Annotated in this window: 18 protein-coding genes; 11 read left to right on the plus strand and 7 right to left on the minus strand. The window is 63.6% G+C overall.

Translation table 11 applies throughout. The features are described 5' to 3' along the window. Nucleotides 1-66 precede the first annotated feature (66 nt). Nucleotides 67-834: a 5'/3'-nucleotidase SurE gene (locus AC1VON_RS01075; RefSeq protein WP_172348287.1), complete on the minus strand. Its 768-nt coding sequence runs from the start codon at nucleotides 832-834 to the stop codon at nucleotides 67-69. 203 nt (nucleotides 835-1,037) lie between these two features. On the opposite strand from AC1VON_RS01075, the gene AC1VON_RS01080 reads away from it, so the two are divergent. Then, nucleotides 1,038-2,033 carry a sugar-binding transcriptional regulator gene (locus AC1VON_RS01080; RefSeq protein ID WP_172348286.1) on the plus strand — a complete coding sequence of 332 codons (996 nt, stop codon included), beginning with the start codon at nucleotides 1,038-1,040 and terminating at the stop codon, nucleotides 2,031-2,033. Between the two features lie 351 nt (nucleotides 2,034-2,384). Here AC1VON_RS01080 and AC1VON_RS01085 read toward each other — a convergent pair whose 3' ends face one another. After that, nucleotides 2,385-3,173: a 3-hydroxybutyrate dehydrogenase gene (locus AC1VON_RS01085; protein ID WP_483120067.1), complete on the minus strand. Its 789-nt coding sequence runs from the start codon at nucleotides 3,171-3,173 to the stop codon at nucleotides 2,385-2,387. A 261-nt stretch (nucleotides 3,174-3,434) separates the two neighbouring features. On the opposite strand from AC1VON_RS01085, the gene AC1VON_RS01090 reads away from it, so the two are divergent. Together AC1VON_RS01090 and AC1VON_RS01095 are read left to right on the plus strand one after the other, a co-directional pair. Continuing rightward, the gene (locus AC1VON_RS01090) at nucleotides 3,435-4,223 is read left to right on the plus strand and encodes an acetoacetate decarboxylase (RefSeq protein ID WP_172348284.1); all 789 of its coding nucleotides are present in this window, start codon (nucleotides 3,435-3,437) and stop codon (nucleotides 4,221-4,223) included. Next, nucleotides 4,216-5,376, plus strand: coding sequence for a patatin-like phospholipase family protein (locus AC1VON_RS01095; RefSeq protein WP_483120069.1), 1,161 nt, complete (start codon nucleotides 4,216-4,218; stop codon nucleotides 5,374-5,376). Before AC1VON_RS01090 ends, AC1VON_RS01095 begins: the two co-directional genes overlap by 8 nt. Before the next feature lie 334 nt (nucleotides 5,377-5,710). Here the strand turns inward: AC1VON_RS01095 and AC1VON_RS01100 are convergent, their stop codons facing one another. Together AC1VON_RS01100 and AC1VON_RS01105 are read right to left on the minus strand one after the other, a co-directional pair. Continuing rightward, complete coding sequence (locus AC1VON_RS01100; protein WP_172348282.1) at nucleotides 5,711-7,312, minus strand: inorganic phosphate transporter; 1,602 nt, start codon at nucleotides 7,310-7,312, stop codon at nucleotides 5,711-5,713. Nucleotides 7,313-7,419: 107 nt separating this feature from the next. Further along, a complete protein-coding gene (locus AC1VON_RS01105) occupies nucleotides 7,420-8,634 on the minus strand; it encodes an ROK family transcriptional regulator (RefSeq protein ID WP_172348281.1) in 1,215 nt (404 codons plus the stop codon). Between the two features lie 219 nt (nucleotides 8,635-8,853). Here AC1VON_RS01105 and AC1VON_RS01110 point away from each other — a divergent pair, with 219 nt between their 5' ends. The 6 genes from AC1VON_RS01110 (at nucleotide 8,854) to AC1VON_RS01135 (ending at nucleotide 15,026) form a co-directional block, all read left to right on the plus strand. Beyond that, a complete protein-coding gene (locus AC1VON_RS01110; RefSeq protein WP_172348280.1) occupies nucleotides 8,854-10,092 on the plus strand; it encodes an extracellular solute-binding protein in 1,239 nt (412 codons plus the stop codon). A gap of 187 nt (nucleotides 10,093-10,279) precedes the next feature. Further along, a complete protein-coding gene (locus tag AC1VON_RS01115; protein ID WP_172348279.1) occupies nucleotides 10,280-11,164 on the plus strand; it encodes a carbohydrate ABC transporter permease in 885 nt (294 codons plus the stop codon). After that, nucleotides 11,164-12,009 (plus strand): carbohydrate ABC transporter permease, encoded by an 846-nt coding sequence (locus AC1VON_RS01120; protein ID WP_483120071.1) that lies wholly within the window; start codon nucleotides 11,164-11,166, stop codon nucleotides 12,007-12,009. The genes AC1VON_RS01115 and AC1VON_RS01120 overlap by 1 nt, the downstream gene beginning before the upstream one ends. Then, nucleotides 12,006-13,028 (plus strand): SIS domain-containing protein, encoded by a 1,023-nt coding sequence (locus AC1VON_RS01125; RefSeq protein ID WP_172348277.1) that lies wholly within the window; start codon nucleotides 12,006-12,008, stop codon nucleotides 13,026-13,028. Before AC1VON_RS01120 ends, AC1VON_RS01125 begins: the two co-directional genes overlap by 4 nt. Then, nucleotides 13,028-13,966, plus strand: a complete 939-nt coding sequence (locus AC1VON_RS01130; RefSeq protein ID WP_172348276.1) for a PfkB family carbohydrate kinase — start codon at nucleotides 13,028-13,030, stop codon at nucleotides 13,964-13,966. The genes AC1VON_RS01125 and AC1VON_RS01130 overlap by 1 nt, the downstream gene beginning before the upstream one ends. Further along, nucleotides 13,953-15,026 carry an ABC transporter ATP-binding protein gene (locus tag AC1VON_RS01135; RefSeq protein WP_483120073.1) on the plus strand — a complete coding sequence of 358 codons (1,074 nt, stop codon included), beginning with the start codon at nucleotides 13,953-13,955 and terminating at the stop codon, nucleotides 15,024-15,026. Before AC1VON_RS01130 ends, AC1VON_RS01135 begins: the two co-directional genes overlap by 14 nt. 43 nt (nucleotides 15,027-15,069) lie before the next feature. On the opposite strand, the gene AC1VON_RS01140 is transcribed toward AC1VON_RS01135, so the two are convergent. Continuing rightward, on the minus strand, nucleotides 15,070-15,639 hold the full coding sequence (locus tag AC1VON_RS01140; protein ID WP_483120075.1) for a TetR/AcrR family transcriptional regulator: 570 nt from the start codon (nucleotides 15,637-15,639) through the stop codon (nucleotides 15,070-15,072). A gap of 145 nt (nucleotides 15,640-15,784) precedes the next feature. Here AC1VON_RS01140 and AC1VON_RS01145 point away from each other — a divergent pair, with 145 nt between their 5' ends. Together AC1VON_RS01145 and AC1VON_RS01150 are read left to right on the plus strand one after the other, a co-directional pair. Beyond that, complete coding sequence (locus AC1VON_RS01145) at nucleotides 15,785-17,134, plus strand: efflux RND transporter periplasmic adaptor subunit (RefSeq protein ID WP_483120077.1); 1,350 nt, start codon at nucleotides 15,785-15,787, stop codon at nucleotides 17,132-17,134. Continuing rightward, a complete protein-coding gene (locus AC1VON_RS01150) occupies nucleotides 17,131-20,214 on the plus strand; it encodes an efflux RND transporter permease subunit (RefSeq protein WP_483120079.1) in 3,084 nt (1,027 codons plus the stop codon). The genes AC1VON_RS01145 and AC1VON_RS01150 overlap by 4 nt, the downstream gene beginning before the upstream one ends. 130 nt (nucleotides 20,215-20,344) lie before the next feature. Here the strand turns inward: AC1VON_RS01150 and AC1VON_RS01155 are convergent, their stop codons facing one another. Further along, nucleotides 20,345-20,800 (minus strand): L,D-transpeptidase, encoded by a 456-nt coding sequence (locus tag AC1VON_RS01155; RefSeq protein WP_172348271.1) that lies wholly within the window; start codon nucleotides 20,798-20,800, stop codon nucleotides 20,345-20,347. Between the two features lie 219 nt (nucleotides 20,801-21,019). Then, complete coding sequence (locus AC1VON_RS01160) at nucleotides 21,020-21,328, minus strand: hypothetical protein (RefSeq protein WP_483120081.1); 309 nt, start codon at nucleotides 21,326-21,328, stop codon at nucleotides 21,020-21,022. Nucleotides 21,329-21,340 lie beyond the last annotated feature (12 nt).

The following is a 21,340-nucleotide window of genomic DNA, read 5'->3' on the forward strand; positions in this document are numbered from 1 at the left end:
GATCCGGTGATCCGGGCGCCCTTTTCAGTTCGAATCCGGTTAGTCCGATCTTTTCGAGATCAAGTTCTAGGCGACCGCCTGTTCGAGGGCCCCGTCGAGTTCCGACAAGGCGCCCGCCGGCACGACGGCATGGCCCATCCAGTTCAGGCAGGTGACCGAGGCAATGCCGGAATCGATCAGGCTGTTTTCGTCACCCGGCGTCGTGGCGTAGTTGCGGTCGGCCAGCGGCTCGATGCGGGCGCTGCGCCCATCCTCGGCATGGATGATGACCCGCGTCGCGCATTTATCGCGGCCGATGCGCGCCGAACGCATCGGCGCCGGCACATTGCGCGGCAGGTTGACGCTCAGCCAATGCCCCTCCTGGGCCCATTCCTGGCGGGTGTTCCAAAAACCTTCGATGCGCGCCGCCAGCCATGCGACCTCGCCATCGCCATAGGTCTGGCTGTCGCGCGGCATCGAGAAAGCGACGCCTGCAATGCCGCACAGGGCCGCCTCGCGCGCCACCGCCATGGTGCCGGAATAGGAGACATCCTCGGCGACGTTGCGTCCCTCATTGATGCCCGACAGAACCAGATCGGGTTTCGCGCCGTCGCGGAACACCCAGTGCATCGCCCCTATGACGCAGTCGGCCGGAGTGCCGGTGCACGAATAGCGCCGGGACGCGACCTGCTCAACGGCAAAGGCCTGCCGCAGCGTGATCGAATGGCCAAAGCCGCTGCGGTTTCCGCTCGGCGCCACGGTCCAGATGTCGTCGCTCAGCAGCGCCGCCGCCCTTTCCAGGATCGCCAGACCGGGCGCGTCGATTCCGTCATCATTGGAGAGCAGTATTCGCATATCGTATCCTTCTGGCTGCGCCCAAGCGTCTTCACAATTCGTACATTTATGTCATATTGAGAATTATTGTACAATTCCGTAAGATGAATCGACCAAGCTTTTCGGCTTGCTCGACTTCGACGGGCGGCCGGCGCGCGAGCGGCCGCGTGATTTCCCTCCGCCGGCAAATCGTCTAATGGGGATACGTCTTGAGGGAAGTGGGCATGGCAGGTTCGGAAAAGCGACCGAGGCGGACGAAATTCCAGTCCGACCAGGACGAACTCAAGCTGAGAGCCGCCTATCTCTATTATGTCGAAGGCATGACCCAGGAACAGGTTGCCCAGCATCTCGACATCAGCCGCATCAAGGCCCTGCGCCTGCTTGCGGCGACGCGTGAGGACGGCACGGTCCAGATCACCATCAATTCGCAGGCCGAATCGCTGATCCGCCTGCAGCGGAACCTGGAAAAGCACCTCGGCCTGACCGAGGCGATCGTCGTGCCCGCGTCGAGCCAGGACGAGGAGAGCGTCGCGGCCGTCGTCGGCCACGCCACCGGACGCTACATTTCCGAACAGGTCACCAACGGACTGTCGATTGGGGTTGGCTGGGGCGCCACGCTGCAGGTCTGCATGCGGTCGCTGATCTGGCGCGAGGTCGACGACATGACCGTCATTTCACTGCTCGGCGGCCTGACCCATGCGACCGCGCACAATCCGTCGGCCGTCGCCTGGCGCTTCGCCGAATTCTACCGCACGGAACTCTACCAGATCACCGCGCCTGTCTTTGTGCCCGACCGCGAACTGGCCGACGCACTGTGGAAACAGGATGATCTCAAACAACTCTACGAGCGGGCACGTGCCGTCGACATCGCTCTGCTCAGCGTCGGCGATGTCGGCACCCAGGCTTCGATCTTCCGCCGCGGCATCCTCAACTGGTCGGACGCCAAGAGCCTCAAGGATGCCGGTGCCGTCGGCGATGTGCTCTGCCATTTCGTCGATGCCGACGGCAATGTGCTTGACCATCCCGTCAACCATCGCGCCATGGCCATCAATCCCGCCGACATCAGCAGGGTGCCGAAGGTCATCATCTCGTCAGGCGGACTGCGCAAGATCCACGCCATCCGCGCCGGCATCGCGGCGACCAACGCCAAGCTTCTCATCACCGACGTCGCCGCCGCCCAGGCGCTGCTCGAGCTTCCTCCGCTCGAACAGGCCTCCTGACCCGTCGCGACACGACAGCGGCAGCGTGCCTGTCACTTAGGCGGATGATGGGCTTGTCCCTGGACACAAGCTGTGCGGAAAGGCAGGAATATGCATCGGTAGGGACTTTCCGATGAACGTCCAACAAAGGCTGCGGCCTGCATCACCGGGCCATGGACCGGCACATGCGATCGCCGGAAGGGAAAGCTCTCCTCTCTCCCTTCATCAGCCGGTCAGTCCGACACGGCCCATGGCTGCGGAAAACCTCCCAATCCTTCCGCGGCCGCCATCAGGATACAATCATCCCTCAGCGATAGGGAACCGCCTTTTTGGGTACTGGTCGATAAAAGCAGAAATGTTCCGACGGACGCGTTACTGCGCCGTCCAGCCGCCATCCATCGGCAACGTCGTGCCGGTGATCTGCCTGGCGGAATCCGAGCACAGGAACAGCGCCAACGCGGCAAGCTCCTCGACGGTGACGAATTCCTTTGTCGGCTGTGCAGCGAGCAGCACATCATGCTTGACCTGTTCCTCGGTCATGCCGCGCGCCTTCATCGTGTCGGGAATCTGTTTCTCGACCAGCGGCGTCCAGACGTAGCCCGGCGCTATGGCGTTGACGGTGATGCCGTCCTGCGCGACTTCCAGGGCGACCGTCTTGGTCAGGCCTGCAATGCCGTGCTTGGCCGAGACATAGGCCGACTTGAACGGCGAGGCGACCAGCGCATGCGCCGACGCCGTGTTGATGATGCGGCCCCATTTGCGTGCCTTCATGCCCGGCACCACCGCCTTGATGGCATAGAAGGCCGCCAGGAGATTGATGCGGATGATCGCTTCCCACTTGTCGTCGGGGAATTCCTCGATCGGCGCGACATGCTGGATACCGGCATTGTTGACCAGGATGTCGAGGCTGCCAAACGCCGCCTCGGCGTCGTGAACCATCGCCGTGACGGCAGCGCCGTCCATCATGTTGGCATCGGAATAGCGGCACTTGACGCCGAAATCCTTCTCGATGCCGGCGCGCTCCTGTTCGATGGCAGCGGCATCGCCAAGGCCGTTGATGGTGACGTTGGCGCCCTCGGCGGCAAAGGCGCGGGCGATGGCCAGGCCTATGCCGCTGGTCGAGCCGGTAACGAGGGCATTCTTCGAAGACAGGGAACCCATGGTGATCTCGCGAGAGGTGGGAGGGGAATAGGAAGATATAATTGTGCGTCGCAGCATGACAATGACAGAGCCATGTGTCGATGCGATTACAGCCAGACGACAGCCTCCGTGTGGCCTCAACCGGCTCGAGACCATGGTCGTCTGGCTGACACGGCACTGTCATGGTGCCGTGCAACATAATCGGTAGCGCATTCGCGCGGTCATTCCTGAACGAAATTCGCCCGACAGAACTTCGCCTGACGGAACCTTGGGGGGTGCAGCTTGGAAATCGCCGATGTCGTGAAGCGCGCCTATGCGATGCCGCTGACCAATCCGTCTTTCCCGCCCGGGCCCTACCGTTTCTTCGACCGGGAATACATCATCATAACCTATCGCACGACACGCGAGGCGCTCGAGGCCGTCGTGCCGGCGCCGCTGGAAATCGACGAGCCGCTGGTCAAGTACGAATTCATCCGCATGCCTGATTCCACGGGCTTCGGCGACTACACCGAGACCGGCCAGGTCATTCCGGTGAAATACAAGGGCCGGCACGGCGGCTACGTCCATTCAATGTATCTCGACGACGACGCGCCGATCGCCGGCGGCCGTGAGCTCTGGGGGTTTCCGAAGAAACTGGCCAACCCAAAGATCGTCCATGAGGGCGAGGTGATCGTCGGCACGCTGCACTATGGCAGCGTTCTGTGCGCCACCGGCACGATGGGCTACAAGCACCGGGAAGCCGATCACGATTCCGTGCTCGCCGCGCTCGCCGCCCCCAACTTCCTGATCAAGATCATCCCGCATGTCGACGGCACGCCCCGCATTTGCGAGTTGGTGCGCTACTACCTCACGGATATCACCCTGAAGGAGGCATGGACGGCGCCTGCGGCACTCGACCTGCGGCCCCATGTCATGGCCGACGTGGCGAAGCTGCCGGTGCTCGACATCGTCTCCGCCGTCCACTTCAAGGCCGATCTGACACTTGGGCTGGGCGAGGTCGTCCACGACTATCTTGCCGATCACGACCGGCTCGCAACCAGCACAGCCCAGCCGGAGAAAATTCGTGCTTGAACGCAACCGAAACAAGGAAGCCGCGGCCACCATCGAGGAAATCTCGGCGCAGTATGACCGCATCGCCCTGGTGTTCCAGGGTGGCGGCGCGCTCGGCGCCTACCAGGCCGGGGTGTACCAGGCGCTGGCCGATGCCGGCTGCGAGCCGACTTGGCTGTCCGGCGTCTCGATCGGCGCCATCAATGCCTCGATCATCGCCGGCAACGAACCGAGCCGACGACTGCAGCGGCTCGAACAGTTCTGGCAGACGATCTCTGGCCGCAAGATCTGGGCCTATACGCCGGAAGGCGACATCTACCGCGACATTCGCAACCGCACCTCGTCATGGATGACCATGACCATGGGCCAGCCCGGCTTCTTCAAGCCGCGCAATCCCAATCCCTGGTTCGAGCATCCGGGCGCCGAGGGCGCCACCAGCTTCTACAACACCGCCGAGTTGAAGGACACGCTGGAGAGCCTGATCGACTTCGATATCCTCAACGACGGCAAGAAGCGGCTGAGCGTCGGCGCGGTCAATGTCCGCACCGGCAACTTCGTCTATTTCGATACCGAGAAGGTGCGCATCGGACCCGAGCACATCATGGCCAGCGGCGCGCTGCCACCCGCCTTTCCGTCGGTCCGCATCGAGGGCGAGTACTATTGGGACGGCGGCATCGTTTCCAACACGCCGCTTCAATATCTGCTCGATCAGGAAGAGGACCGGTCTTCCCTGGTGTTCCAGGTCGACCTGTTCAGCGCCCGCGGCGTGCTGCCACGCAGCATGCCGGACGTGCTGTCCCGCCACAAGGACATCATGTATTCCAGCCGCACGCGCCAGAACACCGACAATTTCAAGCGCATCCATGGCCTGAAGATGCGCCTGCTCGATGCGTTGAAGCGCGTGCCCAAGGAGCAGTTGACGCCGACGGAGGAAGCGCTGATCGCGGACTATTCCGACGCCGGCATCGTCAACATCGTGCACCTGATCTACCAGCACAAAGGCTATGAAGGGCACGCCAAGGACTATGAATTCTCCGGTACCTCGATGCGCGAGCACTGGGAGACAGGCCTGGAAGACACCCAGCGCACCTTGCGTCATCGCAACTGGCTGACCTTGCCGACCAATGTCGACGGCGTCGCTATCCACGACCTGCATCGCGAAGACCCGACATAGCCCCGACTTCGTCGCCCTTGGGCGAAGCGGAGCGAAGATCCAGGGATCCTCGATCGAAGGGCGCGGCAACGCAGAATTCCGCACCGCGGCAGCGCGCTTGAAGTCGCGGCATGGATCCCTTGGGCTGCGGAGCAGCTCCAGGGGTCTGCGCCGAGTCGCTTCGCTCCTTGCTCCGCGACAGGATGACGAAGCGATGTTTTGGCCAATTTCCCAGGTACGTTCCACGCCACCAGAAACGAATACGTTCTCGCCTCCTGAACACCGCACCCCCCTCAAGGAAAAGGCAGCGCCGGCGACCGGCGCTGCCTTTTGTTTGAGAGCTCTTGCGCTCCGCTCAGAACACCTGGCGGAAGATGATGAACAGCACGAAGGCCAGCGCGATCGAGCACGGCAGGGTCAGCACCCAGGCCAGCAGCAGGTTGCGCACCGTCGACCATTGCAGGCCCGAACCGTTGGCGGCCATCGTTCCGGCGACGCCCGACGACAGGACATGGGTTGTCGACACCGGCAGGCCGAGCCGATCGGCCATGCCGATGGTCACCATGGCGACGAGTTCGGCCGCCGCACCTTGACCATAGGTCAGATGGCTCTTGCCGATCTTTTCGCCCACAGTGACGACAATGCGCTTCCAGCCGACCATGGTGCCGAGGCCCAGCGCCAGCGCCACCGCGACCTTCACCCAGAGCGGAATGAACTTCGTCGCGTTGTCGACGGCCTTGTGGTAGTCGGTAACCGCCTTGAGATCGGCGGCCTGCATCGGCAGCAATTGCTTCTTGTCGATCAGCTTGAGCGCCTCGCCGATCAGGTAGATGTCGTTGCGGGCGTTGCTGACCAGGTCGGTCGGAACATTGTCGACCGAGGCATAGGGCTGCAGCGAAGCCGTGGTGTTGTGGATGTAGGTCTGCAGCGCGACCGTCGTCTGGTCGCTCCAGGTCCGGGTGCGCACGGCATCCTGAACGGCAGCCTTGGCGTCGGCGACAGTGATACCGGGCTTCACATATTTGCCCAGCGCCTGCTCGACGCCGGCAGAAGCCGACTTGTAGGCCTCGAGATAGTTGATGTCGGGCGTGCGGTTCAGCGCAAAGGCCGTCGGCACGACACCGATCAGGATCAGCATGATCAGGCCCATGCCCTTCTGCCCATCATTGGAGCCATGCGCGAAGCTGACGCCGGTGCAGGTGAAGATCAGCAGGCCGCGGATCCACCATGGCGGCGGCGTGTTGCCTTTCGGCGCCTCGTAGAGTGCCGGATTGCGCACCAGCAGCTTCATCGCATAGAGCAGGATCGCGGCGGCGAAGAAGCCAATGATCGGCGACACCAGCAAGGTCACGCCAACATTGGTCGCCTGCGACCAGTCGACGCCGCTGGTGGCGCTGCCTGCCGGTGCCATGAACTGGTTGGCAAGGCCGACGCCGATGATCGAGCCGACCATCGTGTGCGAACTCGAGGCAGGCAGGCCGAGGAACCAGGTGCCGAGATTCCACACGATCGCCGCGACCAGCAGCGCGAACACCATGGCAAAACCGGAGGAGGAGCCGACCTGCAGGATGAGCTCGACCGGCAGCAGCGACAGGATGCCGAAGGCGACCGCGCCGCTGGACGTGAGAACGCCGAGGAAATTGAAGACGCCCGACCACATGACGGCGAACTCGGCCGGCAGGGAGCGTGTGTAGATGACCGTCGCCACCGCATTGGCGGTGTCGTGGAAGCCATTGACGAATTCGAAGCCCAACGCGATCAGCAAGGCGATGCCCAGCAGGATCCACGGCACGGTCTTGGCTTCGGCCAGGTCCTGGCTCAGTGCGTAGCCGACATAGATGATGCCGACCAGCACCAGCACGCCGAAAGCCGGCAGGAACCACTTCGCGCTGCCCGAACTGTCCAGCGGATGATCCGGTCTCGGAATGCCCGCCTCGCTAGAAACTATGTCCACCATGTCCCACTCCTATTGCATCGCAGCAAAGAACCGGGGGGAACGCTATGTCCGGACGATGAACCCTGTGTGACGCCGGAGAGGCGTTTGCCCTCCGGGTGGCCGCTCCTTCACGCAAGTCCGGGGCTGGTCTTCAGGATCGCCGAGAACAAGGGATCGAAGGCGCGGCTGATCGGCGCCGCGGCCGCGCCGAGCGCGATCGACCAGGGGTCCGTGGTGCCGAGCTGCAGGCGCGGCAAAGTCCTATTTGGCCGGTCGGCGATCGACGGCAACAGCGGATGCATCGCCTCGACAAGGCGGCGCGCCAGCGCTTCCGGCGCGCCGCTGGTCAGGATGACTGTCTGCGGATCGAAGATCGTTTCGATGAGATGCACGCTCCAGCGCAGATCGTGCGCCGCGCCATCGATCCAGGCCATCATCTTCGCATCCTCGGCCAGCACCAGGGCGTTCATCTGTTCGTAGATATCACTGTCAGCCGGATTGAGGCCGAGGTGCTGATAGAGCGAGGCCAGCGAGGCGCGGTGTTCGAGCGGCGTCGAGCCCGGACCGGCAGGCGCCAGCAGTGCCATGCCGATTTCACCGGCATTGCCATGGCCGCCGCTGTAGAGTTCGCCATTGAGGATCAGCCCGGTGCCGATGCCATAGCCGACATAGAGGCAGACCGCGTGATCGACGCCATGCGCCGCGCCGACGATGCGCTCGGCCGTGGCGCAGGCGGCGGAATCGTTCTGCAGGCCGACATTCAGTCCCGTCCTCGCAGCCAGCGTCTCCAGCAGCGGAAACTTCTGCCAGGCCGGCATCATCCATTTGTCATCTGAGTTCTTCAGGCCGAAAGGGCCGGGCATGGCAATGCCGAGACCGACAAGCCGTTTCTCCGATTGCGAGGAGATGCCGGCCAGGTCGCGACGCACGCCGTCGATCAGGCCGAGAATGACCTCGACGCCCTTCGACGGTTCATCGAAAGGCAGGTTCGCCTCGGCGCGCGCCAGCACGCTGCCCATCAAATTGACCGCAACCGCCCGCGTCAGGTGGCGGTCGATCTGCAGGCCGATGGCGAAGGCGCCTTCGGGCACCAGCCTGTAGGGGGTCGAGGGTTGTCCCCTGCCCTTGCGCACCGCATCGAGCGCGGCGACCAGGCCGTCGCTTTCGAGATCCTCGATGATGTTGGACACCGCCTGTTTGGTGAGCTGCGTCGCCCGCGCCAGGTCGGCCCGCGACAGGGCGCCATTGAGGCGCAGCGCCTCGATCATGACGCGGCGGTTGTGCGCGCTGGTGCCTTCCTGATTGGTGCCGCTTTTGGCGCGGATCGGGCTGATGTCGTCCATCGGCGTTTCCCCTCTTGACTCCATTAGAATATTGATCGACTAATTAAGTCAAGCGAGTTGACTTAATGCAAACGGAACGACCCAGAACAAGATGGCCAGGGCCTCCGCCTGTCGCCACTGGTCAGCCGGATAACCATCAGGTCACGCGACATGGATCCGGGAAGACGATGCGAAACGCCCGCATTGCCGGCCCGTCAACGCCGGAAATGGGAGAAGAAAATGCTTAGGACAATCACCAAGACACTAATCGGCGCGGTCTTCGCCGGAGGACTGCTTGTCCCCCACGCCTTCGCCGAAACCACGCTCAATGCGCTTTTCATGGCTCAGGCCGCCTACAGCGAGGCCGACGTGCGGGCCATGACCGACGCCTTCACCAAGGCCAACCCGGACGTCAAGGTCAATCTCGAATTCGTTCCCTATGAAGGCCTGCACGATAAGACCGTGCTCGCACAGGGTTCGGGCGGCGGCTACGACGTCGTGCTGTTCGACGTCATCTGGCCGGCCGAATACGCCACCAACAAGGTGCTGGTCGATGTGACGTCGAAGATCACCGACGACATGAAGAAGGGCGTGCTGCCCGGCGCCTGGACCACCGTCCAGTATGACGGCAAATATTACGGCATGCCATGGATCCTCGACACCAAATACCTGTTCTACAACAAGGACATCCTGGAAAAGGCCGGCATCAAGACACCCCCGAAGACCTGGGAAGAGCTCGGCGCACAGGCCAAGATCATCCAGGACAAGGGTCTGCTGAAGACGCCGATCGCGTGGAGCTGGTCGCAGGCGGAAGCCGCGATCTGCGACTACACCACGCTGGTCAGTGCCTATGGCGGCGACTTCCTGAAGGACGGCAAGCCCGACTTCCAGAACGGCGGCGGCCTCTCGGCACTGAAATACATGGTCGACAGCTACAAGTCCGGCCTCACCAACCCGAATTCCAAGGAATTCCTGGAAGAGGACGTGCGCAAGGTCTTCGAAAACGGTGATGCCGCCTTCGCGCTGAACTGGACCTACATGTACAACATGGCCAACGACCCGAAGGACTCGAAGGTGGCCGGCAAGGTCGGCGTCGTGCCGGCGCCCGGCGTCACCGGCATCAGCGAGGTGTCGGCCGTCAACGGCTCGATGGGTCTTGGCGTCACCGCGGTCTCCAAGCATCCGGACGAGGCCTGGAAGTACATCACCTTCATGACCTCGCAGGCGACACAGAACCAGTATGCCAAGCTCTCGCTGCCGATCTGGGCCTCGTCCTATGACGACCCGGCCGTGACCAAGGGCCAGGAGGAACTGATCGCCGCCGCCAAGCTCGGCCTGGCCGCCATGTATCCGCGCCCGACCACGCCCAAGTACCAGGAGCTGTCGACCGCGCTGCAGCAGGCCATCCAGGAATCGCTGCTTGGCCAGTCCTCGCCCGAGGATGCGCTGAAGACCGCCGCGCAGAACAGCGGCCTCTAGGTATTGTTCTCCGATCACGGGCGGCACTACAGCGCCGCCCGTCCACTTGGACGGGCAAAGGACGCTGTAGCGCTTTCCAAGTCTTGCGCATGATCCTTTCCGGAAGTCGGTTCCGACTTCCGGGGTCATGCGCGAGTGCCGCCCGTGCTATGTCTGAAATCACCGTGAACGAAGAGAGGCTGCTCTGATGTCGAGCACCTGGATGACGACCCGTGCCTGGTTGCTGATGCTGCCGCTGCTCGTGGTCATGGTCGCCGTCATCGGCTGGCCGCTGGTCGATACGGTCGGCCTGTCCTTCACCGACGCCAAGCTAGTCGGCACCGGTGGCAATTACGTCGGCTTCGACAATTACACCAACATGCTGTCGAGCTCGAATTTTTCGCGCACGCTGGTTACCACGACGCTGTTCGCGGTGATTTCGGTTGCCGCCGAAATGGTGATCGGCGTGCTCGCCGCCCTGCTGCTCAATCAGCAGTTTCACGGCCGCGCCGTCCTGCGCGCCCTGATGATCCTGCCCTGGGCACTGCCGACCGTGGTCAACGCCACGCTGTGGCGGCTGATCTACAACCCCGAATATGGCGCGCTGAACGCTGCCTTGACGCAACTGCATCTGATCGACGCCTATCGCTCCTGGCTCGGCGAACCCGGCACGGCACTGGCGGCCCTGATCGTCGCCGACTGCTGGAAGAACTTTCCGCTGGTGGCGCTGATCGCGCTTGCCGCGCTGCAGGCAGTACCGCGCGACATCACCGCTGCTTCGCTCGTCGATGGCGCCGGAGCTTTCAACCGCTTCCGCTTCGTCATCCTGCCCTATCTCGCCGGCCCGCTGATGGTGGCGCTGGTGCTGCGCACCATCGAGGCCTTCAAGGTCTTCGACATCATCTGGGTGATGACCCGCGGCGGCCCGGCCAACAGCACGCGCACACTGTCGATCCTTGTCTACCAGGAAGCCTTCTCCTTCCAGCGCGCCGGCTCCGGTGCGTCGCTGGCGCTGATCGTAACCCTGCTCGTCACCGTGCTCGCCGCCGCCTATGCGGCATTGGTCAGGAAAACCGCCGGGAGCGCTGCCTGATGGAACGCAGGAGCCCCGCCTTCACCGTCTTCATCCATGCCTGCGCACTGCTGCTTGCCGCCATCATCCTGGCGCCCATCGCCTGGCTGTTCATCATGAGCATTTCGCCGGCCGCCGATCTCGCCGCCAAGCCGCTGCGCTGGTGGCCGCAAACAGCCGACTTCTCGCGCTACCAGACATTGCTGTCGACAGCCGAAAACAGTGCTGGCGCGGCCTTCACCTCGTCACTGCGCAACAGCTTGGAGATATCAGGCATGGCAACGCTGGCGGCACTCGCTCTGGCGATCCCCGCCGGCTGGGCGGTGTCGCGCACGCCGGCGATCGGCTGGTCGCTGTCGATGGTCATCGCCACCTACATGCTGCCGCCAGTGGCGCTCGCCGTGCCGCTCTATATGGGCCTGTCGCATCTCGGCCTGCTCAACAATGTCTTCGGCCTGGCGCTTGTCTACCTGACCATTCTGGCGCCCTTCACCACCTGGCTGATGAAGTCCGGCTTTGACTCTATCCCGCGCGAGATCGAGGCGGCGGCGATGATCGACGGTGCCGGCCTGTTCCAGACCTTGCGCATCATCACGCTGCCGCTGGCGGCACCTGTCATGGCAACGTCAGCGCTGTTTGCCGTGCTGCTGGCCTGGGATGAATTCTTCTATGCGCTGCTGTTCACCTCCGACCAGCGGGCCAAGACCTTGACCGTCGCCATCGCAGATCTGGCCGGCGGCCGTGTCTCCGACTACGGATTGATCGCGACGGCCGGCGTACTGGCCGCGCTGCCGCCGGTTCTGATCGGCCTGGTCATGCAGCGTGCGCTGATCTCGGGCCTGACCAGTAGCGGCGTGAAAGGATGATGATGACTGCAACAAAAATTCGGCCGGCGGGACTGCTCGCCATCGACCGCGAAATGGCGCGCCAGCACACGGACGCGCGTGCTTCGTTCGAGAGCAATGCCGCCATGGCGGCAAACGTTGCCGCCTCGATCAGGAAGACCGGGCGTCTGCTGCTGCTCGGCATGGGCGGCTCGCATGCGGTCGGGCGCGCCGTCGAGCCGCTCTACCGCGCGCTTGGCATCGATGCGCTGGCGCTGCCGCTCTCCGAACAGCTCGGCCAGCCTCTGCCGCTGGCGGGTCGGACGGTACTCGTCACTTCCCAGTCGGGCGAGAGCGCCGAAGTCGTCAGGTGGTTTGCGGAGGCCGGCAACACTGCCGATATTTTCGGCCTGACGCTTGAGGGCGGCTCTTTCCTCGCCCGCACCGCGCCTTGCCTGGTTGGCGCCGGCGGAACGGAACTCGCCTTCGCCGCGACCCGCAGCCTGACCGTGACCTTCGCCTTGCATCTGGCCATTCTTGCCGCACTTGGGGAGGATCCGACTGCCGCGCTCGGCGCACTGGATCAGGGGCAGGGCAACGACATCACACAGGCACTCGCAGCGCTGGAAAAGGTGACCACCATCGTCACCTCGGGACGCCGGCTGCAAGGCGTTGCCGAGGCGTTGGCGCTCGGTCTTACCGAGCTATCGCGCCTGCCCTGCTTTTCGCTCGAAGGCGGCCAGTTGCGGCATGGACCTATGGAGATGCTCGGGCCGAAGGTCGGCGTCATCCTGTTTCGCGGCAACGACCCAACGGCGGAGCTGGTGACGGCGATGGCTCTTTCCGTGGTCGAGGCCGGCGCGCCGCTGGTGATCTTCGACGCCTCCGGGCAACCACCCATCGAGGGCGCCGCCACGCTCTCCTTCAAGCCGGCTTCGGGTCTCGCCGCGGTCTTCGCCATGCTGCCGGTGGCGCAGCGCCTGATGATCGCCTTCGCCGATAGCCGTGTCGACAATGCCGGCACGCCCGTGCGCTCCACCAAGATCACCAGGAGCGAGTGATGCGTCCGCTCGCGGTGATCGGCAACGTCAATGTCGACCTGATCGTCGGTCCCGTCGAGCCATGGCCGAAGGCGGGAACGGAAACCGTCGTCGACCATGACGAATTGCGCGTCGGCGGCCAGGCCGGCAACAGCGCGCTCGCCTGGGAAGCGCTGGGCGTCGACTTCACCATTGCCGCCAATGTCGGCGACGACCAGTTCGGCCGCTGGCTTCGCGAGGCTTTTGGCCATCGCGCCGAGATCTGGCCGGTCCGTCCCGAAGGCACGACGCTGTCCGTGGGCATGACCCACCCGGATGGCGAACGGACCTTCTTCACCACGCGCGGACACCTGCCGCGTTTCAGCCTTGCCGACGTCTTTTCTGTCCTTGACGGCAGTGCGCTCTCCGGCGGGTACGCGCTGTTGTGCGGCTCTTTCCTGACCGACGACCTTACCCGCGAATACGATGCGTTCTTCGACTGGGCGGACAGCCACGGCATCGCCGTCGCGCTCGACACCGGCTGGCCGATGGATGGCTGGACCGAGGCCAATTGCGCTGCCACCCGCGCATGGCTCTCGCGCTGCGCGCTGGCGCTGTTCAATGAAGTCGAGACGGTGACCCTGGCGGGAATGTCGAGCCCAACGGACGCCGCGCGCCAGATCCGCTCCAGCATGCGGCACGGCGCAACCTTCGTCGTCAAGCGCGGACCGCGAGGCGCCATCGCCGTCGGTCCCGACGGCACGCTTGTCGAAGCAACGGCGCCCGATGTCCGCGTGGTCGACACGATCGGCGCCGGCGATGTCTTCAACGCCGCTTTCCTGGCGGCCATGGCGCGGGACCAGCCACTGTCCGCTTGCCTTTCAGCCGCGACGCATGTCGCCTCGCGCGCCATCTCCACCTTGCCCCGCAACTATGGCGGGCCGATGCACCTCGAGGACGCCACGCATGAGCGCGCTTGAAATCCGTAACGTTCGCAAGAACTACGGCAATGTCGAAACGCTCAAGGGCATCGACATTGCGCTGCAGAGCGGGGAATTCCTGGTGCTGCTCGGCTCCTCGGGCTGCGGAAAGTCGACGCTCCTCAACATCATCGCGGGCCTCGCAGAAGCGACAAGCGGCGATGTGCTGATCGGCGGCCGCTCGATCCTTGGCGTTCACCCCAAGAATCGCGACATCGCCATGGTCTTCCAGTCCTACGCGCTCTATCCGAACCTGACTGTCCGCCGCAACATCGGCTTTGGCCTGGAGATGCGCGGCGTCGCCGCCGATGAGCGCGAAAAGGCGGTGAACGAGGCGGCAAGGCTGCTGCAGATAGAGGCCTTGCTCGACCGCAAGCCGAGCCAGCTTTCCGGGGGCCAGCGCCAGCGCGTCGCCATCGGCAGGGCGCTGGTGCGCAAGCCCCAGGTCTTCCTCTTCGACGAGCCGTTGTCCAACCTCGACGCCAAGCTGCGGCTGGAAATGCGCACCGAGTTGAAGCGCCTGCATCAGATGCTGCAGACCACCGTCGTCTACGTTACCCACGACCAGATCGAGGCGATGACGCTGGCGAGCCGCATCGCTGTCATGCGCGACGGCAGGATCGAGCAACTCGGCACACCCGAGGAGATCTACAACGAGCCGGCCACGCTCTACGTCGCCGGCTTCGTCGGCGCGCCGTCGATGAACATGCTGCAGGCGACCGTCAAGGGAGCCGCGCTGGCAATCGATGGCTCGGACGCGCGGCTGCCCTTGCCGGCCCGTTTCAGCCATGCGGTTGGGGACGGCGCGCGCGTCGTGGTCGGCATAAGACCCGAGGCGCTGCGGATCGCGGCGGGGGCTGCCGAACCGTCAGTGCCGGTCGAAATAGAGGTTGTCGAATTGACCGGCCCCGAACTGGTCACGACCGCGCGGGTGGGCACACAGCGGCTGACCGCCTGCTTGCCGCCGGCAGCCCGCGTCTCGAAGGGTCAGGCAAGCCTCTTTGCCTTAGACGAGGACGCGCTGCGGCTCTTCGACCCTGACACGGGCAGGGCTTTTTGAGCCTGACCCGAAAATGGAAGCCGTGCCTGCTCGTGAAAGCCCTTCAGGATCGCGTCCCGGAGACTTGCTCCGATTCGGGTGATCCGGCGATCTCCAGCAACGACGCCACCAAGAACTCGCGCTCATCCTTCGACAGCACGTCGAAATCGAAGAGGTTCATGCTGCGCAGCCCCTCGATGGCGAGATAACAGATCAGCAGCGATTTGAGGTCTGATGTCTCGCCCTTCAGCCGCTCGAAAAGCTGCCGCTTGAATGTCTTTATCGGCGTCATGAAATCGGGATCCTCGGCGATCGCCGAGAAAATCCAGGAGGCCGAGGGCTGCTTTTCCTCGCACTCACTGGCCGACAGCCTGATATAGGCGGCGAGCGGGTTTTCGCCATCGTCGCCGCTGCTGGCGGCTTCCAGCGCTTGCTCGAAATCGCGCAGATAACCCTCGACCAACCCCTGCATCAATTTGGCCTTGGTCGGGAAATTGTAGAGCAGCCCGCCTTTCGATACGCCGGCGCGGCTGGCGACGGCGTCCAGCGATAGGCTGCCGGGCCCGGATTCCCGGGCAACATCAGCCGCCGCTGCGAGGATCTTCTCGCGCGAGTTCGGTCGTGGGGCTCTCATGGCGCCTCCCATCGCAAGCTTAGGCCCAATTGACAAGACCGTCCAGACGGTACAGTAAGACCGCCACTATTTGAAATCGGGACCCGCGGTCGATATGTGTCCCGATGTCCGAGCTTCGCGCCGGATTTCGACTGAGGGGACTTCCTTGTTCAAGCGCATACTACGTATCTTTCTCATCGTTCTCGTCCTGGCCGTGCTCGTCATTGTGGTCGGCGGTATCGTCGGCTTCAACTTCCTGCGCGACAACGGCATCAAGCAGTATTTCGCCACGATGAAGCCGCCGGCGGCGACCGTTTCGACGACCATCGCCAAACCGTCGAACTGGACGCCGGGCATCGAGGCGATCGGTACGGTGCGCGCCGTGCGCGGTGTCGACCTGACCGTCGAGACCGCCGGCATCGTCAAGGAAATCCCCTTCCATGCCAACGAGAAGGTGGCGGCCAACGCGGTGCTGCTGCAACTCGACGACGCCGTCGAACGCGCCGATCTAGACGCACAGAAGGCGCAGGCCGCGCTCGATCAGGTGTCGCTGACCCGCGCCATCGAACTGACCAAGCGTGGCGTCGGCTCCGACTCGACGCTGGACAGTGCGCGAGCGGCGGCGTCCGCTTCGGCATCCCAGGTCACCAGGTTGCAGGCCGTGCTCGACCAGAAGCAACTGACGGCGCCCTTCGGCGGCACGGTCGGCATTCCGAGGATCGACCTGGGCCAGTACATTGCACCCGGCACCTCGGTGGTGACGCTGCAGGATCTCGACACGATGCGGGTCGACTTCTCGGTTCCCGAACAGCAATTGCCGCTGCTCAAGATCGGTCAGACGGTTCGGCTGGGCCTGAGCGGCGCGGACATGCCGTTCGCCGGCGCCATTCGCGGCATCGACCCCAAGATCGACTCGTCCAGCCGGCTGGTGAACATCAGGGCGGAAGTCGCCAATCCGGAAGGCAAGCTTACTCCTGGCCAGTTCGTGCAGGTGCGTGTCGAATTGCCCGAGGAGCAGAACGTGCTGGCGCTGCCGCAAACGGCGCTGACCACCAGCCTTTATGGCGACTACATCTTCGTGGTGCAGCAGGCGAAGCCCGCCGGGGCGGCCCCGGCCCAGACCGCCAAACCAGAGGAAAAGCCGGCGTCGGCCGCCACCGACAAGCCGGCGGACGCCAAGCCGGCCAACGCGATGAAACCGGCGGCTGATGCCATGAAGCCTGCCGCCGATGCCGCCAAGCCAGTGGACAAGGCCGCTTCCGATGCCACCAAACCGGCAGCCGCCGACCCTGCCAAACCGGCGGCGGAAGGCGACAAGCCCGCGCTTGTCCTGTCGCAGGTCTTCGTCAAGCCCGGCCGCCGCAATAAAGGCATGGTCGAGATCGTCGAAGGGCTGAAGGCTGGCGACGAGGTCGTCACCGCGGGTCAGAACCGCCTCTTCAACGGCATGTCCGTCAACGTCGACAACACGATCGACCCGACCAAATCGGCGAACAAGCAGGCCGACCAGCAATGAGCTTTTCCGATCTCTTCATTCGCCGGCCCGTCCTGTCGACGGTTCTTGCCTGCATGATCCTGCTGCTCGGTTTCCAGGGCATCTTCAACCTGTCGATCCGGCAGTATCCGAAGGTTGACGAAACCGCGATCACGATCACGACGGCCTATCCGGGCGCCAGCGCCGACCTGATCCAGGGCTTCATTTCAGCCCCGATCGCGCGCGCCGTCGCCTCGACCGAGAACATCGACTACGTCACCTCGTCCAGCCGTCCATCCTCCAGCACCGTGACGGTGCAGATGAAGCTCGGCTCCGACCCGGACGTCGCGCTCACCGAAGTGCTGTCCAAGGTCCAGGGCGTGCGCGGCACCTTGCCGGACGCCTCCAAGGATCCGGTCATCGTCAAGGGCACCGGCCAGCAGTTCGCGATGATGTACATCTCGATGCAGAATCCGAACATGACGAAGGAGCAGTTGACGGAATATATCGAGCGCGTCATCAGGCCCCGCATGTCGACGGTCGAAGGCGTCGCCGACGTGCAGATTTTCGGCGCCCAGGAATACTCGATGCGCGTCTGGATCGATCCGGTCAGGCTCGCGGCGCGTGGCGTGACGGCGGCGGAAGTGCTGGCGGCGATCAACAACTCAAACTTCCTGTCGGCCCCCGGTAACACCCAGAACGAGTACGTCGTTTCGTCGATCACCGTGCGCTCGACGCTGCAGACGCCGGAGGCCTTCGCCGAACTGCCGCTGCGCTCGACCGACGGCAATGTCGTGCGGCTGCGCGACGTGGCCCGCGTTGAACTCGGCGCTGAGAACACCGACACCAGGGTCTCGTTCAACGGCAAGCCCGGCACCTTCCTCGCCATCTTCCCGACCCCGGCGGCCAATCCGCTGACCACTGCGGCAGCGCTGACCAAGCTCGTACCGCAGATCCAGGAGACGCTGCCGAAAGGCATGACGATCGAGGTCGTTTACGACGCGACCGGACAGATCAGCGCCTCGATCGACGAAGTGTTCAAGACCATCGGCGAGGCGGTTGCCATCGTCGTCGTCGTCATCCTCCTGTTCCTTGGCTCCTTCCGTTCGGTGATGATGCCGATCATCACCATCCCGCTGTCGCTGATCGGCGTCTGTTTCCTTTTGTTCGCGGTCGGCTACTCGATCAATCTTCTGTCGCTGCTGGCCATGGTGCTGGCGATCGGCCTTGTCGTCGACGACGCCATCGTGGTGGTGGAGAACATCCACCGCCACATGGAAGAGGACCACATGTCGCCGATGCAGGCCGCCTTCAACGGCATGCGCGAAATCGCCAGTGCCATCGTCGCCATGACCATGACACTGGCTGCCGTGTTCGCACCGCTGGCCTTTACGGGCGGCCTGACCGGCGCGCTGTTCCGTGAATTCGCGGTGACGCTCGCCGGCTCGGTGGTGCTGTCGGGCATCATCGCCATCACCATCACCCCGATGATGTCGGCACGCCTCTTGAAGCCCGGCAAAGCAGGCCGTTTCCAGCGCATTGTCGACGGCACGTTCGCGCGGGTGGAGCACGTCTATGAGCGAGCCGTCACCGGTTCGTTGAACTACCGCCCGCTGACGCTGCTCATCGTGCTGGCTCTTGTCGGCGTGACCGGCTTCATGTTCACCAAGACCTCGAGCGAGCTGGCACCGGAAGAAGATCAGGGCTTCCTGCTCTCGCTGGTGACCGCGCCGCGTTATGCGACATCCGATTACACCGAGACCTACGTCAACCAGATTCTCGGCCTGGTGAGGGACATTCCGGAAACGCGGGCGCAGTTCTCGGCCGTTGCCTTCGGCGGTACGACGAACAGCGCCTTCGTCGGTTTTGCTTTCAAGGATTGGGCGGAGCGCAAGCGCAATTCGAAAGAGCTGCAGGCCGACATTACCGCTCGTATCGCCAAGGTGGCGGGCGTCCAGGCCTTCGTCTTCGCACCGCCGACGCTGCCGGGGTCCGGCGGCGGCTTGCCCATCTCCCTGGTGGTACGCTCGACCGGTGATTCCGCTGAAGTGTACGAGGCGGCCGAGCAGATCAAGAACAAGGCGCAGGCCTCCGGCCGCTTCATCGTCGTGCAGAATTCGATGGCCTATGACGCGCCGCAGGTGACGGTGACCATCGACCGCGACCGCGCAGCGGCGCTCAACCTGCCGATCGCCGATATCGGTCGCACGCTCACCTTGCTGGTCGGCGGCGCCGAAGTGGCGCAGTTCGATCGCGACTCCAACAGTTACGACATCATCCCTCAGGTGCCGCAGGAATTCCGCGACAACCCGGAAAGGCTCGGCGAGTATTTCGTGCGCAGCGTGACGGGCGAGATGGTGCCGCTGTCGGCCGTGGTAAAGATTTCGAACAATGCCTCCCCGGCGGCAATCGAGCAGTTCAACCAGCTGAATTCGTCGACGATTTCCGCGCTGCCGCTGCCCGGCGTCACCACCGGCGACGGTTTGAAGGTCCTGGAGGACATTGCCAAGGAGAGCCTGCCCGATACCTTCTTCATCGACTATTCCGGCCAGTCCCGGCAGGAGAAGGAACAGGGCAACACGATCCTGATCGCTTTCGGCGCGGCAGTCATCGTCATCTACCTGGTGCTGGCGGCGCAGTTTGAGAGCTTCCGCGACCCGCTGATCATCATGATGGCGGTGCCGCTGTCGATTTTCGGCGCTATCGTGCCGCTCAATCTGGGCCTTGGCACGCTCAACATCTACACGCAGGTCGGCCTGATCACGCTGATCGGCCTGATCACCAAGCACGGCATCCTGCTGGTCGAGTTTGCCAACCAGCAGCGCGAGGCCCATGGCATGCGGCGTCGCGACGCCATCATCGCCTCGGCCAAGGTGCGCCTGCGGCCGATCCTGATGACGACGGCGGCGATGGCGCTTGGCGTTGTGCCGCTGATCACGTCGAGCGGCGCTGGTGCCGCGGCCCGCTACTCGATGGGCCTGGTCATCTTCACCGGCATCCTGGTCGGCACCATGTTCACGCTCTTCGTCGTGCCCATGTTCTACACCTTCATCGCCAGCAAGGACTTGCCGCATCACGCGGAAAAGCCGGATCCGAAATTGATGCCGGCGCTGCCGGATTGATAGAAAGCCGAAGAACAAAAAAGAGGCCGGGAATTTCCCGGCCTCTTTTTTTGGCTGCGCTCAACCGCGGGAAATGGTCCTGCGGGAGTCCTGAACGGGCACGGCGGTCCGCCGGCCCGCTCCCAGCCTGCTACTTGACGATGACGATGCTGGTGTTGGCCGGCCCGAAGGTCTCGACAAGCTGGTAGAAATCGGCCGCATTGTCGGGATGCAGCCGAACGCAGCCATGCGAGGCCGGCTGGCCGAGGCGCTTGATCGCATAGGTGGCATGCACCGCGTAGCCGCCGCTGAAGAACACCGAGTGTGGCATCGGGGCGTTGTCGTACTTCTTCGAATACCACATCTCATGCATGCGCGTCGGCTTGAACGAGCCAGTCGGCGTCACATGCGCCCGGTCGCCGGTGGAAACCTTCCAGGCGAAGGTCGGCCGGCCATCGACCGAGACTTCCATGATCTGTTGTGAAAGCGAGACCCGTGCAACGATCTTGTTGGCGGCGTGCGCTGCGTCGGCGCCGAACAGAAGCGCGGCACCCGTGAACGCGGCGGCGGTGATGTTGATGAGCTTGGCGGAAATGGTGGTGTGCATGATATCCCCTCTCTCTGCCGGTCCGGCCGGCTCCAATTCGATGAGCGGCTTATCGCTGCGGCATGTTTCGGACAGATTTCGCGGTGTGCTCGTTTGTGTTTCGAATCTGTTTCCTCTGGTTAACAAATCAAACGACCGCGACGCCCTGCATTCGCTCGCACAAACCGGGACGGGATGCGGCACATAGGTATTTTCCATGAAACGAAAGTTCGTATTTCCTTATATGAAAGACCGGATGTCAATCTCGAAACCAATCTGCAACAAAACGTTAGGTCTGGCGGCATGATCCGGATACGGGCCCGAAGCAAAGTTGACGTAACGAAAGCAGACGGCAACGACCATGGGAACGAAAACGAACACGCGGTCCTGGCTTTTCAGGATCAGCATCGCGGCAGCGGTCATCGGCGGTGTCGGCACGGTTGCCGGCGGTTCCGTGGCGAGGTTGGCGGCGATGAGTTCGAACGAGATCTCTACCCTGCACGCCGCCCTGTTTTCAGCCACGGTCTGGATTGTTTCCAGCCTGCGCATCGCCCGGCTCAA

Source organism: Mesorhizobium sp. HAY1-8B (assembly GCF_056868045.1).

What these genes read in the sequence shown, in the direction of transcription:
- AC1VON_RS01075 (WP_172348287.1), bottom strand. Translation starts at nt 834, where the DNA reads ATGCGAATACTGCTCTCCAATGATGACGGAATCGACGCGCCCGGTCTG.
- AC1VON_RS01080 (WP_172348286.1), top strand. Translation starts at nt 1,038, where the DNA reads ATGGCAGGTTCGGAAAAGCGACCGAGGCGGACGAAATTCCAGTCCGAC.
- AC1VON_RS01085 (WP_483120067.1), bottom strand. Translation starts at nt 3,173, where the DNA reads ATGGGTTCCCTGTCTTCGAAGAATGCCCTCGTTACCGGCTCGACCAGC.
- AC1VON_RS01100 (WP_172348282.1), bottom strand. Translation starts at nt 7,312, where the DNA reads ATGGTGGACATAGTTTCTAGCGAGGCGGGCATTCCGAGACCGGATCAT.
- AC1VON_RS01105 (WP_172348281.1), bottom strand. Translation starts at nt 8,634, where the DNA reads ATGGACGACATCAGCCCGATCCGCGCCAAAAGCGGCACCAATCAGGAA.
- AC1VON_RS01110 (WP_172348280.1), top strand. Translation starts at nt 8,854, where the DNA reads ATGCTTAGGACAATCACCAAGACACTAATCGGCGCGGTCTTCGCCGGA.
- AC1VON_RS01115 (WP_172348279.1), top strand. Translation starts at nt 10,280, where the DNA reads ATGTCGAGCACCTGGATGACGACCCGTGCCTGGTTGCTGATGCTGCCG.
- AC1VON_RS01120 (WP_483120071.1), top strand. Translation starts at nt 11,164, where the DNA reads ATGGAACGCAGGAGCCCCGCCTTCACCGTCTTCATCCATGCCTGCGCA.
- AC1VON_RS01125 (WP_172348277.1), top strand. Translation starts at nt 12,006, where the DNA reads ATGATGATGACTGCAACAAAAATTCGGCCGGCGGGACTGCTCGCCATC.
- AC1VON_RS01130 (WP_172348276.1), top strand. Translation starts at nt 13,028, where the DNA reads ATGCGTCCGCTCGCGGTGATCGGCAACGTCAATGTCGACCTGATCGTC.
- AC1VON_RS01135 (WP_483120073.1), top strand. Translation starts at nt 13,953, where the DNA reads ATGAGCGCGCTTGAAATCCGTAACGTTCGCAAGAACTACGGCAATGTC.
- AC1VON_RS01140 (WP_483120075.1), bottom strand. Translation starts at nt 15,639, where the DNA reads ATGAGAGCCCCACGACCGAACTCGCGCGAGAAGATCCTCGCAGCGGCG.
- AC1VON_RS01150 (WP_483120079.1), top strand. Translation starts at nt 17,131, where the DNA reads ATGAGCTTTTCCGATCTCTTCATTCGCCGGCCCGTCCTGTCGACGGTT.
- AC1VON_RS01155 (WP_172348271.1), bottom strand. Translation starts at nt 20,800, where the DNA reads ATGCACACCACCATTTCCGCCAAGCTCATCAACATCACCGCCGCCGCG.
- AC1VON_RS01160 (WP_483120081.1), bottom strand. Translation starts at nt 21,328, where the DNA reads ATGCGCAGGCTGGAAACAATCCAGACCGTGGCTGAAAACAGGGCGGCG.